Here is a 12,300-nt window from a genome sequence, read left to right as displayed (position 1 = left end):
GTCAGCTTCCCCAGATGTCGTAGAGCCGTACTTGCAGAACGGCCAGCACGACCGCGCCCGCCGCCACCGTCACCGAACCCCATCGGGTCCGCTCGGTCAGCGACAGGAAACCTGCCGCGGGCACGGCGGCGAACGCCCCGATCAGATAGCAGATGAAGATCGTCATGCCCTTGTCCGGCCGCTCCCCCCGGGCGAGCTGCACGATCCCCACCACCAGCTGGGCCAGCGCCAGCAGCGACACCACGGCCATTCCGATGAAGTGCCAGTCCTTGGTCGGCTGGTCCCGGTAGGCGGCGAAACCGCACCAGGCGGCGAGGGCGAGCGCGGTCACGGAGACCGCGACCGTCAGGACGTCAAGCATGAGCCGAGGGTATTACGGACCGAACGGCCCCCTGCGTGCGCCCCCGTACCCGGGCGCTAGGGTCGGCGAACATGAAGATCCACGCCGAGGCCCTGCTGTTCGACAACGACGGAACGCTGCTCTCCTCCATCGAGTCCGTCCACCGCTGCTGGACCAGGTGGGCTCAGGAGCACGGCGTCACGGCGGAGGACTTCTCCGGCATCGAACTGCACGGCCGTACGGCCGTCGAGATCATCGCCCAGCTGCTGCCCCCGGACCGGGTCGACGGGGCCCTGGCCCGTATCGAACAGCTGGAGGTCGAGGACGTCCCCGGCGGCGTCGTGGTGCTTCCCGGCACCAAGGAGCTGCTCGGTTCGCTGCCCGCGCACCGCTGGGCCGTCGTCACCTCCGCCACCCGCCCGCTGGGCGAGGCGCGGCTGCGTGAGGCAGGCATCGACTTCCCGGTGATGATCGCCGCCGAGGACATCACCCGTGGCAAGCCGGACCCCGAGCCGTACCTCCTCGCGGCCCGTCGCCTCGGCGTCGACCCGGCCCGCTGCGTGGTCTTCGAGGACGCACCCGCCGGGCTGCGGGCCGGACGGGCGGCCGGGATGACGACCGTGGCCTTGGCCACAACGCACGAACGCGCGGAGCTGGTCGCCGACGCGGTCGTCACTGATCTCTCCGCCATATCGGTGCAGGTCACAGCCGCGGGAGTGGAAATCTCCACCGCGGACTGAACCGGGCGGCACGACAGTCCATGGCTGTCCGCTATACGGACAGGCGGGCAGGCCGGAACATTACGTCTGTTTTACTTGGCGCATGACCACGACGAGCAGCCGCACCCTTGCGACCGAGGCGATCACGACGCCCGGTGCTCGTTGTATGTGTCGAATGCGCGCCTTCTGAGGGCCCCCGCCTGAGCCTCGCGCCCCGAAGCGAGACCGAGCCCACGCCGTCCGCACCCAGCGGAACGAGCCGCTCCAGCACGTCCCTGCCCCGGCCGACCGCCGCCGCAGCCGTGCCGAGACCCACCGGCCGAACACCCGAGTCCGAACAGTCTCTTCAGACGAATGCCCCGTGCCCGGCGGACAGCGCGCCGTGCACTCGACAGTGACGGAAACCCCTGTGATCACCACTACGGGCCTCACGAAGGTCTATCAGTCGCGCGGCCGCGAGGTCACCGCCCTGGACGGCGTCGACCTGCATGTCCGCGAGGGCGAGGTGTACGGCGTCATCGGACAGAGCGGCGCCGGCAAGTCCTCCCTGATCCGCTGCATCAACCTGCTGGAACGCCCCACCTCGGGCACCGTGACCGTGGCCGGCCAGGACCTCACCGCCCTCGCGGGCCGGGGCCGCCGGGCCGGCAAGGAGCTCCGCGAGGCGCGCAGCCGTATCGGCATGGTCTTCCAGCACTTCAACCTGCTGGCCTCGCGCAACGTCCAGGACAACATCGAGCTCCCGCTGGAGATCCTCGGCGTCTCAGGTCGCGACCGCACCCGCAAGGCCCTCGGACTTCTCGACCTGGTCGGCCTGGCCGACAAGGCGAAGGCCTACCCCGGCCAGCTCTCCGGCGGCCAGAAGCAGCGCGTCGGCATCGCCCGGGCGCTGGCCGGAGACCCCAAGGTGCTGCTCTCCGACGAGGCGACGTCCGCCCTCGACCCGGAGACCACCCGCTCCATCCTCCAACTGCTGCGCGACCTCAACCGGCAGCTCGGTCTGACCGTCCTGCTCATCACGCACGAGATGGACGTCGTCAAGACGATCTGCGACTCGGCCGCCCTCATGCAGAAGGGCCGCATCGTCGAGTCCGGCACCGTCGGCGAACTGCTCGCCACCCCCGGTTCCGAACTGGCCCACGAGCTGTTCCCGGTCGGCGGTACGGCCTCCGGTCCCGACCGCACGGTCGTCGACGTCACCTTCCACGGCGAGGCCGCGACCCAGCCGGTGATCTCCCAGCTCTCGCGTACGTACAACATCGACATCTCGATCCTGGGTGCCGCGATGGACACCGTCGGCGGCAACCAGGTCGGCCGGATGCGCATCGAGCTGCCCGGCCGCTTCGAGGAGAACGTCGTCCCGATCGGCTTCCTGCGCGAGCAGGGCCTGCAGGCCGAGGTCGTGGACACGGCAGCCGCCGACGGCATCCCCGCACAGACCCCCGCCGCACTCACCCGGACCCCGCTCACCAAGGAGGTGGCCAAGTGACCTGGTCCGAAATGCAGCCGCTGCTGTCCCAGGGAACCATCGACACCCTCTACATGGTGCTGTGGTCGGCGGTCGTCACCGTCCTGGTCGGACTGCCGCTCGGCGTACTGCTGGTCCTCACCGACAAGGGTGGACTGCTCCAGAACACCGTGGTGAACAAGGTCGTCGGCGTGATCGTGAACATCGGCCGCTCGCTGCCGTTCATCATCCTGCTGATCGCCCTGATCCCCTTCACCACCTGGGTCGTCGGCACCTTCATCGGCCCGACCGCGATGATCGTGCCGCTCGCCGTCGGTGCCGTCCCGTTCTTCGCCCGGCTCGTCGAGACGGCCGTCCGCGAGGTCGACCACGGGCTCGTCGAAGCCGTCCAGTCGATGGGCGGATCCATCCCGACGATCGTGCGCAAGGTCCTGCTGCCGCAGGCCCTGCCGTCGCTCGTCTCCGCGGTCACCACCACCGTCATCGTGCTCATCGGGTACTCCGCGATGGCCGGCGCGGTCGGCGGCGAAGGACTCGGCTCCAAGGCCGTCACGTACGGATTCCAGCGCTTCGACAACCAGTTCATGCTCATCACCGTCGCGCTGCTGATCGTCATCGTGACCGTGGTCCAGCTGATCGGCGACGTGGCCGTACGCCTGCTGGCCCGGCGGGGCCGCACCGCCTCCTGAGACTTTCTCTCCGCTCACAGGCCCGAACTCCTTGTCCGGGCGCACCACCCTCACCATCAGAAAGAGGCACTTTTCGTGCGTAAGAACATCAAGATCACCGCGGTTGCCGCCGCCACCGCCGCCCTGGCCTTCGGTCTCACCGCCTGCGGCACGTCGTCCGACCCGGCCTCCAAGAGCGAGACCGGCGCCAAGGCCGACACCTCCAAGGCGCTCGTCGTCGCCGCGTCCCCGACGCCGCACGCCGACATCCTGAACTTCGTCAAGAAGAACCTGGCGGCCAAGGCGGGCCTCAAGCTGGAGGTCAAGGAGTTCACGGACTACGTCCTGCCGAACACCGCCACCGAGAACGGCCAGGTCGACGCCAATTTCTTCCAGCACGTGCCGTACCTCGACGACTTCAACAAGAAGAACAACACCCACATCGTCGCGGTTGCCAACGTGCACCTGGAGCCGCTCGGCCTCTACTCCAAGAAGGTCAAGGACCTGAAGGACATCAAGGCCGGCCAGACCATCGCCGTACCGAACGACACCACCAACGAGGGCCGTGCGCTCCAGCTCCTCGCCGCGAACGGCCTGATCACCGTCAAGGACGGCGTAGGCACCAACGCCAAGCTCAGCGACATCACGGACAAGAAGGGGCTGGAGTTCAAGGAGCTGGAGGCCGCAACCGTGCCCCGCGCCCTGAACGATGTCGACGCTGCCGTCATCAACGGCAACTACGCCATCGAGGCCAAGCTCCAGCCGGCCAAGGACGCCCTCGTGCTGGAGAAGTCGGAGGACAACCCGTACGCCAACATCCTCGCCGTGAAGGCGGGCAACGAGAAGGACGCCCGCGTCCAGAAGCTCGTCAAGCTGCTCCACTCCGACGAGGTCAAGAAGTTCATCGAGGACACCTACCAGGGTTCCGTCGTCCCGGCCTTCGGCCCCGTCGCCAAGTCCTGACACCCGTACCGCATCCGCGTGGCCGAGCCCCGCGCACCCCACCGGGGTGTGCGGGGCTCCGCCGTGCGTACCCGGCCATGCACAACGTCCGCCCGATGCTGCATGCTGTGCCTTTACACGGTCTTCGGCATGGAGCTGCGCATGACTTCCACCTTTCCGTCCATCTCCATCAGCACGGATCGGTTGGTGCTGCGCCCGTTCGACATGACGGACGTCCCCGCGTACATCGAGATGATGAACGACGAACTCGTCACCGCCTGGACGGAGGCGCCCCACCCCTACACCCAGGTCGACGCGGAACGCTGGGTCCGCCGGATCGCCCCCGCGCAGCGCACCGGCGGTGACGGAATCGTCTTCGCCGTCACCGAGTTCCTCACCCAGCGCCTCGTCGGCTCGGTGCGGCTCCGGAACACCGACTGGCGCACCCTCGCCACCGAAGCCGCGTACATCACCGCCCCCTGGGCCCGCGGTGAGGGTTACGCCACCGAGTCCCTGCTCGCCGTCGCCCAGTGGCTCTTCCGCGACCAGGGCTTCGAACGCATCGAACTTCGCACCGCCGCCGACAACACCGCCTCTCAGCAGGTCGCCCAGAAGCTCGGCTGCATCAGCGAGGGGGTCCTGCGCAACGCCCGGATAGCCAGGACCCAGACCGAGGACGGCGGCTGGACCGACATCAGGACCGATCTGATCGTCTGGGGGCTGCTTCCCGAGGACCTCGAAGGCGTCGCCGAGCAGCTGGCCGACGCAGGCGGCTACGGCACCTACAGCGACTGGAACTGACGCCGGAACCGACGTCGGGGACCGCACCGGTCCGGACCTGCCGGGGACCAGGTACTCTCACCCTGCCCGCCGCTCGTGGGCAGCCCCACCTGCGACAACTCCAGGAGACTGACGAAAGATGGCCGACCGGGTCACGGTGATCGGCTGGGACGGCTCGCCACTGACCGCTGCGGCCAGGGCCGCGCTCTCGGCCGCCACCCTCGTCGCGGGCGCCGCCCACCACCTCGCACTCCCCGAAGTCCCGGCGACCGCCGAACGGATCCGCCTCGGCTCCATCGACCTCGCCGCCCGCAGGATCGCCGGCCACCGCGGCAGCGCTGTGGTCCTCGCCGACGGCGACCCCGGCTTCTTCGGAGTCGTACGCAATCTCCGCGCACCCGAACACGGCCTGGAAGTCGAAGTCGTGCCCGCCGTGTCCGCCGTCGCCACCGCGTTCGCCCGCGCCGGAATGCCCTGGGAGGACGCCCAGATCGTCGTCGCCCACCCCCGCACCCTGCGCCGCGCCGTCAACGTCTGCCGGGCCCACCACAAGGTCGCCGTCCTCACCTCGCCGGGCGCGGGCCCGGCCGAACTCGCCCTGCTCCTCGAAGGCGTGCACCGCACCTTCGTCATCTGCGAGGAACTCGGCACCGCACGCGAACAGGTCACCGTCGTCACCTCCGACAAGGCCGCCGACCACGTCTGGCGCGACCCGAACGTCGTGATCGTCATCGGTGGCGGCCCCGAGCAGCAGTCCACCGGCACCGGCTCCTGGATCGCCGGCCGCCACCCCCAGGGCGTACGCGGCTGGGCACTGCCCTCGGGCGCCTACCCCGGCAGCGCGGCGGACCCGGAAGGGGAGTCGGGCGAGGGTGAGTCCCCGGGGCTGCGGGCGGCCCAACTCGCCCGCCTCGGCCCGCGTACCGGCGACCTCGTCTGGGACATCGGCTCCGGCAGCGGAGCTCTTGCCGTGGAGGCCGCAGGGTTCGGTGCGGCGGTGCTGGCCGTCGACAGCGACCCGGACGCCTGCGCCCGGACGGCGGCCGCGGCCCGGACCTTCGGCGTACAGCTCCAGGTCGTCCAGGGCCGCGCCCCGCACGTGCTGGAGCGGCTGCCGGAGCCCGATGTCGTACGGATCGGTGGCGGCGGGGTCCCCGTCGTCACCGCTGTCGCCGACCGCAGGCCGGAGCGGATCGTCACCCATGCGTCGACCCGGGACGAGGCCGAAGCGCTCGGTGCGGCACTCGCTGAGAACGGCTACACCGTCGAGTGCGCCCTCCTCCAGTCCGTCGAACTCGACACGGCCGCATGGTCGGAGCGCGAACGCTCGGTCGTGTTTCTGCTCTCAGCGCTGCGGTCGGACCTCGCCCCCTGACCCGGTCGGTGTACGGCGCGGGGTAGGCTGGCCGATCGTTGTACCGCACCCGGCCGTTCGTCGCTTCGTTCGTCAATGTCCGGAAAAGGGGACCGTTTTGGACCCCGTTGTGGTACGGCGGACCCGGGGATGCGCAACGTGGCGCAGTCCACAACGAGCCGTGGCGGAACTACCTGCCGCGGCGGCGAACGGCCGCGAGAATGATGTGTGTCCGCGACCGATTCGTGCCGCGCGGCGAGCCCGCTCGTTCTTCATGACGAGCGCCGGCGTGCCGTGTTCGGGCGTCCCGGGCGAAGGGCCGAAGGAGCACTGACGATGGGCGAGGGGTACGCATGAGTGACACCGGCCAGATCCCGGGCGAGGGACTGCCGGAGAACGCAGGCATGGTGGAGCAGCCGGGCAACCCCGCCCCGGGTGCGTACACCTTCCTCGCTCCCTCCGAGCATGCGTCCGAGGACGACGATCTTCTGCTGATGCCGAGCCCGCAGGGTGCCTGGAGCGAACCGCAGGTCGCACCTGTCCCCGGTCAGCCGGTGGGCGGCGGCGCCGTACAGGCACCGGCGCCGCTGGAGGGGCAGACCGCGTACCAGGCGCAGCCGCAGGGCTACGTCGGTGGTGTGCAGGCCGTGCAGGCGGCCCAGGGGCCCGTGCAGGTCCAGGAGGCACCGGACCCGGCGGTGTACGCCGTGCAGCAGGCCGTGGCCGGAGCGATGACCGAGACCGGGCAGGGCACGCACGAGTCGGGCGGCCGTGACTCGGGTGCCGTCGATCTCCATGGCGTACGCATGCCGGCACCGGCCTCGGTTGCCGCACCGGTCGCGGCCGCCCCCGTGCGCCGGCCGCTGCACCGCGGCCCGGCCTCTGGCGAGGCGACCCCGTCGTACGGCGGGACGCCGACCGGCGGTGTGGTCCGTTCGCTCGCCGACCGCGGGCCCGCCGAGGCGCCGCAGACCCCCATGCCCGCACGGCACGCGGGACCGCCCACCACCGGTCCCGAGTACCTCGACCTGCCGGGCCCGCAGCTCGGCGAGATCCCGCCGCAGGCCGGCAGCCCGTGGGCGGCACACGCACCGGAACAGGTCGCGGCGTCCGTGGCAGTGGAAACGGAAGCCGTGACCGCGGGAGCGGCCGCAGAAACGGTCGTCCCGGAGCCGGTTGCCGAGCCGGTGCCGGTCGCACAGCCGGTCGAGGCCGCCCCGGGGGCCGTACCCGCGGCTGCCGAGGCTTTTGTGGACGGCGCATCCATGGGCCGGTTCGTGCCCGTGGAGGGATCCGTGCCGACGACTCCGCACCTGGCCCCGACGCCGGTCGTGGAGCAGGTCGTCGTGGAACACGCCGTCGTGGAGCAGGTCGCGCAGCCGGAAGCCGTCGTCGAGCCGGCGCCCGCGCCCGAACCCGTATCCGTTCCGGAGCCCCAGGCCCAGCCCGAGCAGGTAGCGATCGTCATCGAGCCGGTACCGGCCCCGGTTGTCGAGACGCCCGAGACCCCCGAGCCCGTCGCAGCCGCGCCTGCTGTGGCCGAAGTGCCCGCGCCCGAACCGGTGCCCGCGCCGGAGCCGGTGGTCGTCCCCGAGCCCGTCGTCGTGGCCGAGCCCGACGCCGTACTCGTAGCCGCGCCTGAGCCCGTCGCCGCTGCGGAGGAACCCGTCCTCGCGCCCGCCGCGGGGACCGCCCCCGAACCGGTCCTCGTGCCCGAGCCCGAGACCGGCCCCGAGGTCATCGAGACCCCGGACCTCACGCCCACCGACGCCGGCCCGGACGTCGAGGCCCCCGCGCCGGACGAGGAGCCCACGGAGCCGGTCCGGATCCCTGCCGAGGAGGCTCCGGCGGCCGAGGTGACGGTCGACGAGGCGCCGCAGCCCGCCGCCGGGACTCCCGACCGAGCCGCCGCCTCCGGGTACGACGACGCCGAGCGCGAAGCCGTGCTCCGGGTCATGCGCGAACGTCGCGACATCCGCAACGGCTTCCGTAGTGACCCCATCCCGCACGAGGTCCTGCTCCGCGTCCTCGAGGCCGCGCACACGGCGCCCAGTGTCGGCCACTCGCAGCCCTGGGACTTCGTCGTCATCCGCTCCGCGGAGACCCGCCGCTCCATGCACGAACTGGCGCAGCGTCAACGCGACGCGTACGCCAAATCGCTACCCAAGGGCCGGGCCAAGCAGTTCAAGGAACTGAAGATCGAGGCCATCCTCGACACCCCGGTGAACATCGTCGTCACCGCCGACCCCACCCGCGGCGGCCGCCACACCCTCGGCCGGCACACCCAGCCGCAGATGGCCCCGTACTCCTCGGCGCTCGCCGTCGAGAACCTGTGGCTCGCCGCCCGCGCCGAGGGCCTCGGCGTCGGCTGGGTCAGCTTCTTCGACGAGCGCGAGATGGTCCGCGCCCTCGGCCTGCCCGAGCACCTCGAAGTCGTCGCGTACCTCTGTGTCGGTTATGTCGACGAGTTCCCCGAGGAACCCGAGCTGATGCAGGCGGGCTGGTCCAAGCGGCGCCCGCTGTCCTGGGTCGTCCACGAGGAGACGTACGGTCGCCGCGCGCTGCCCGGCGAGGAGCCGCACGACCTGCTGCAGGAGACCATCTCCAACATCCGTCCGCTGGACGCGAAGGCGCTCGGTGAGGCCTGGGAACGCCAGAAGCGGATGACCAAGCCGGCGGGTGCGCTCGGCATGCTGGAGATCATCTCCGCGCAGTTGTCGGGTCTCTCCCGGATGTGCCCGCCGCCGATCCCGGAGCCCGCGGCTGTCGCGATCTTCGCCGGGGACCACGGGGTGCACGCCCAGGGCGTCACCGCGTGGCCGCAGGAGGTCACCGGCCAGATGGTCGCCAACTTCCTAGGCGGCGGCGCGGTCTGCAACGCATTCGCGGCCCAGGTCGGCGCCGAGGTGTGCGTCGTCGACGTCGGCGTCGCCACGGAGCTGCCCGCGACCCCCGGCCTGCTGCCGCGCAAGGTGCGTGCGGGAACGGCCGACTTCACGACCGGGCCGGCCCTCACCCGTGAAGAGGTCCTCGCGGCCATCGAGGTCGGCATCGAGACCGCCCGTGATCTGGTGGCAGCGGGCAACAAGGGCCTGCTCACCGGGGAGATGGGCATCGCCAACACCACCGCGTCCGCCGCGCTGATCTGCGTGTACACGGGCATGGACCCGTCCGAGGTGACCGGTCGTGGCACCGGGATCAACGACGAGATGCACGCCCGCAAGGTCGACGTGGTCCGCCGTGGCCTCGAACTGCACCAGCCCGACCCGTCCGACCCGATCGGCGTACTTGCCGCGGTCGGCGGCCTGGAGCACGCCGCGATGGCGGGATTCCTGCTGGGCGGTGCGTCGCTGCGTACGCCCGTCGTCCTGGACGGGGTGAGTGCGGGCGCCGCGGCCCTGGTCGCCCGGGCGATCGCCCCCGAGGCCCTCGCCGCATGCATCGCCGGTCACCGCAGCGCGGAGCCCGGCCATGTCGCCGCGCTCAACAAGCTGGGTCTGCGCCCGCTGGTCGACCTCGACCTCCGTCTCGGCGAGGGCACGGGTGCGCTGCTGGCGCTGCCGATCGTGCAGAGTGCGGCGCGGGCGATGCACGAGGTGGCGACGTTCGACTCGGCGGGCGTCACCGAGAAGTAGCGCCCGGGCGTGGTCGGCCCCGTCGGCGCTCGAGGCGTGGGGGCCGGGGCGGAGCCCGGGTTCCCGGAAGGGGTGGATGGGGGAGAGCTCCGCGCAGCGGCCCCCCACCCACCCCACGGGCCCGCCCCGCCGCACCCCGTATCGTGGACCCACACCTCACAAAACCGCACGTCACAGCCGCTCCACCGCCGTAGCGGCCCGCACGCACCCCGTATCGCCCGAGGAGCCCGCACCGCCATGGCCGAGCACGCCGATCACCCCGCGTACCCCGTCGGACTGCGCCTGAGCGGGCGCCGCGTCGTCGTTGTCGGCGGCGGTCAGGTCGCGCAGCGCCGCCTCCCCGCACTCATCGCGGCGGGCGCCGACATCACCCTCGTATCGCCGTCCGCGACGCCGTCCGTCGAGGCGATGGCCGACGCCGGTGAGATCCACTGGGAGCGCCGCCGGTACGAGGACGGGGACCTCACCGACACCTGGTACGCGCTCATCGCCTCCGACGACGCCGCCGCGAACGAGGCCGCGTCCGCCGAGGCCGAGCGCACTCGCACCTGGTGCGTGCGCAGCGACAACGCCGACGTCGCCACCGCCTGGACCCCGGCCACCGGCCGCAGCGAGGGCGTGACCGTCGCCGTCCTCTCCACCGACGCGCAGGGCCGCGACCCGCGCCACTCCGCCGCCGTCCGCGACGCCATCGTCGAGGGGCTGCGCGACGGCACGCTCGCCGCCCCGCACCACCGCACCCGGCCCACCCCTGGCGTCTCCCTGGTCGGCGGCGGCCCCGGCGACCCCGACCTGATCACCGTGCGCGGGCGGCGCCTCCTCGCCGAGGCCGATGTCGTCATCGCCGACCGGCTCGGCCCGCGCGACCTGCTCGACGAACTGCCGCCGCACGTCGAGGTGATCGACGCCGCGAAGATCCCGTACGGCCGCTTCATGGCGCAGGAGGCGATCAACCAGGCGCTCATCGAGCACGCCAAGGCCGGCAAGGCCGTCGTCCGGCTCAAGGGCGGCGACCCGTTCGTCTTCGGCCGGGGGATGGAGGAGGCACAGGCGCTCGCCGCCGAGGGCATCCCGTGCACCGTCGTGCCCGGCATCTCCAGCTCGATCTCCGTACCCGGCGCGGCCGGCATCCCCGTCACCCACCGCGGGGTCGCCCACGAGTTCACCGTCGTGAGCGGTCATGTCGCCCCCGACGACGAGCGTTCGCTGGTCGACTGGGCGGCCCTCGCACAGCTGCGCGGCACCCTCGTGCTGCTGATGGCCGTGGACAAGATCGGCGCCATCGCCAAGGCCCTCATCGCCCACGGCAAGTCGCCCGGGACACCGGTCGCCCTGATCCAGGAGGGCACCACGGCGGCACAGCGCAGGGTCGACGCGACCCTCGCGACCGTCGGCGAACGCGCCGCCGCCGAAGAGGTACGCCCCCCGGCTGTGATCGTCATCGGTGACGTCGTCGCGGTCGGTACGGCCACCCTCCCGAACCATGCCGAGTAACCAGCGGTAACGGATCTTCTTCCAAGCCGTTGGCACCACACACCGGACAAGGCAGTATCAACCTGTGGCAGATCTCATCACCGTCGACGATCCCGACGACCCGCGCCTGCGCGACTACACGGGCCTGACCGACGTCGAACTCCGGCGCAGGCGAGAGCCCGCCGAGGGCCTCTTCATCGCCGAGGGCGAGAAGGTGATCAGACGCGCCAGGCACGCCGGGTACGAGATGCGGTCCATGCTGCTCTCGGCGAAGTGGGTCGACCTGATGCGCGACGTCATCGACGAGGTCCCGGCCCCGGTCTACGCGGTCAGCCCGGAGCTCGCCGAGCGCGTCACCGGCTACCACGTGCACCGCGGCGCGCTCGCCTCCATGCAGCGCAAACCACTGCCGACGGCCGACGAGCTGCTGACGAAGACCCGCCGGGTCGTCGTCATGGAGTCGGTCAACGACCACACCAACATCGGCGCCATCTTCCGCAGCGCCGCCGCCCTCGGCATGGACGCGGTGCTGCTCTCCCCGGACTGCGCGGACCCGCTCTACCGGCGCTCCGTCAAGGTCTCCATGGGCGCGGTCTTCTCCGTCCCGTACGCGCGTCTCGACAGCTGGCCCAAGGCCCTGGAGACCGTACGGGAGGCGGGCTTCAAGCTCCTGGCACTCACCCCCGACGACAAGGCCAGCAGTATCGACGAGGCAGCGCCGCACCGGATGGAGAAGGTGGCGCTGATGCTCGGCGCCGAGGGTGACGGGCTGTCCACGCAGGCCCTGGTCGCTGCCGACGAATGGGTACGCATCCCGATGGCGCACGGCGTCGACTCGCTGAACGTGGGCGCGGCCGCCGCAGTCGCGTTCTACGCCGTCGCGACGGGCCGCCCGCAGCACTGACCGGCTGCTTGCCGGCG

Annotated in this window: 10 protein-coding genes; 9 read left to right on the top strand and 1 reads right to left on the bottom strand. The window is 71.4% G+C overall.

The features are described 5' to 3' along the window. Window position 1: 1 nt before the first annotated feature. A complete protein-coding gene (locus ACIA8E_RS20500) occupies window positions 2–361 on the bottom strand; it encodes a hypothetical protein (protein WP_399300033.1) in 360 nt (119 codons plus the stop codon). A gap of 71 nt (window positions 362–432) precedes the next feature. Here ACIA8E_RS20500 and ACIA8E_RS20495 point away from each other — a divergent pair, with 71 nt between their 5' ends. From ACIA8E_RS20495 to ACIA8E_RS20455, 9 genes are all read left to right on the top strand, one after another. After that, entirely contained in the window at window positions 433–1,080 is a 648-nt protein-coding gene (locus ACIA8E_RS20495) for an HAD family hydrolase (RefSeq protein WP_399300028.1), read from the top strand. Window positions 1,081–1,468: 388 nt separating this feature from the next. Next, window positions 1,469–2,548, top strand: a complete 1,080-nt coding sequence (locus tag ACIA8E_RS20490; protein ID WP_399300025.1) for a methionine ABC transporter ATP-binding protein — start codon at window positions 1,469–1,471, stop codon at window positions 2,546–2,548. After that, a complete protein-coding gene (locus ACIA8E_RS20485; protein ID WP_399300022.1) occupies window positions 2,545–3,216 on the top strand; it encodes a methionine ABC transporter permease in 672 nt (223 codons plus the stop codon). The genes ACIA8E_RS20490 and ACIA8E_RS20485 overlap by 4 nt, the downstream gene beginning before the upstream one ends. Before the next feature lie 75 nt (window positions 3,217–3,291). After that, entirely contained in the window at window positions 3,292–4,158 is an 867-nt protein-coding gene (locus tag ACIA8E_RS20480) for a MetQ/NlpA family ABC transporter substrate-binding protein (RefSeq protein ID WP_399300019.1), read from the top strand. 102 nt (window positions 4,159–4,260) lie between these two features. Continuing rightward, window positions 4,261–4,938 carry a GNAT family N-acetyltransferase gene (locus ACIA8E_RS20475; protein WP_326602577.1) on the top strand — a complete coding sequence of 226 codons (678 nt, stop codon included), beginning with the start codon at window positions 4,261–4,263 and terminating at the stop codon, window positions 4,936–4,938. A gap of 118 nt (window positions 4,939–5,056) precedes the next feature. Beyond that, entirely contained in the window at window positions 5,057–6,292 is a 1,236-nt protein-coding gene (gene cbiE / locus ACIA8E_RS20470; RefSeq protein ID WP_399300016.1) for a precorrin-6y C5,15-methyltransferase (decarboxylating) subunit CbiE, read from the top strand. Between the two features lie 332 nt (window positions 6,293–6,624). After that, entirely contained in the window at window positions 6,625–9,906 is a 3,282-nt protein-coding gene (cobT, locus tag ACIA8E_RS20465; RefSeq protein WP_399300013.1) for a nicotinate-nucleotide--dimethylbenzimidazole phosphoribosyltransferase, read from the top strand. A 237-nt stretch (window positions 9,907–10,143) separates the two neighbouring features. Further along, the gene (gene cobA, locus ACIA8E_RS20460; RefSeq protein WP_399300010.1) at window positions 10,144–11,400 is read left to right on the top strand and encodes a uroporphyrinogen-III C-methyltransferase; all 1,257 of its coding nucleotides are present in this window, start codon (window positions 10,144–10,146) and stop codon (window positions 11,398–11,400) included. Between the two features lie 64 nt (window positions 11,401–11,464). After that, the gene (locus tag ACIA8E_RS20455) at window positions 11,465–12,283 is read left to right on the top strand and encodes a TrmH family RNA methyltransferase (protein ID WP_399300008.1); all 819 of its coding nucleotides are present in this window, start codon (window positions 11,465–11,467) and stop codon (window positions 12,281–12,283) included. The last annotated feature ends 17 nt before the right edge of the window (window positions 12,284–12,300 follow it).

This window comes from Streptomyces sp. NPDC051664, from assembly GCF_044453545.1.
Classification (GTDB): Bacteria; Actinomycetota; Actinomycetes; order Streptomycetales; family Streptomycetaceae; genus Streptomyces.
This window is presented reverse-complemented; position numbering and strand designations above follow the sequence as displayed.

What these genes read in the sequence shown, in the direction of transcription:
- ACIA8E_RS20495 (WP_399300028.1), top strand. Translation starts at nt 433, where the DNA reads ATGAAGATCCACGCCGAGGCCCTGCTGTTCGACAACGACGGAACGCTG.
- ACIA8E_RS20500 (WP_399300033.1), bottom strand. Translation starts at nt 361, where the DNA reads ATGCTTGACGTCCTGACGGTCGCGGTCTCCGTGACCGCGCTCGCCCTC.
- cobA (WP_399300010.1), top strand. Translation starts at nt 10,144, where the DNA reads ATGGCCGAGCACGCCGATCACCCCGCGTACCCCGTCGGACTGCGCCTG.
- ACIA8E_RS20475 (WP_326602577.1), top strand. Translation starts at nt 4,261, where the DNA reads ATGCTGTGCCTTTACACGGTCTTCGGCATGGAGCTGCGCATGACTTCC.
- cobT (WP_399300013.1), top strand. Translation starts at nt 6,625, where the DNA reads ATGAGTGACACCGGCCAGATCCCGGGCGAGGGACTGCCGGAGAACGCA.
- cbiE (WP_399300016.1), top strand. Translation starts at nt 5,057, where the DNA reads ATGGCCGACCGGGTCACGGTGATCGGCTGGGACGGCTCGCCACTGACC.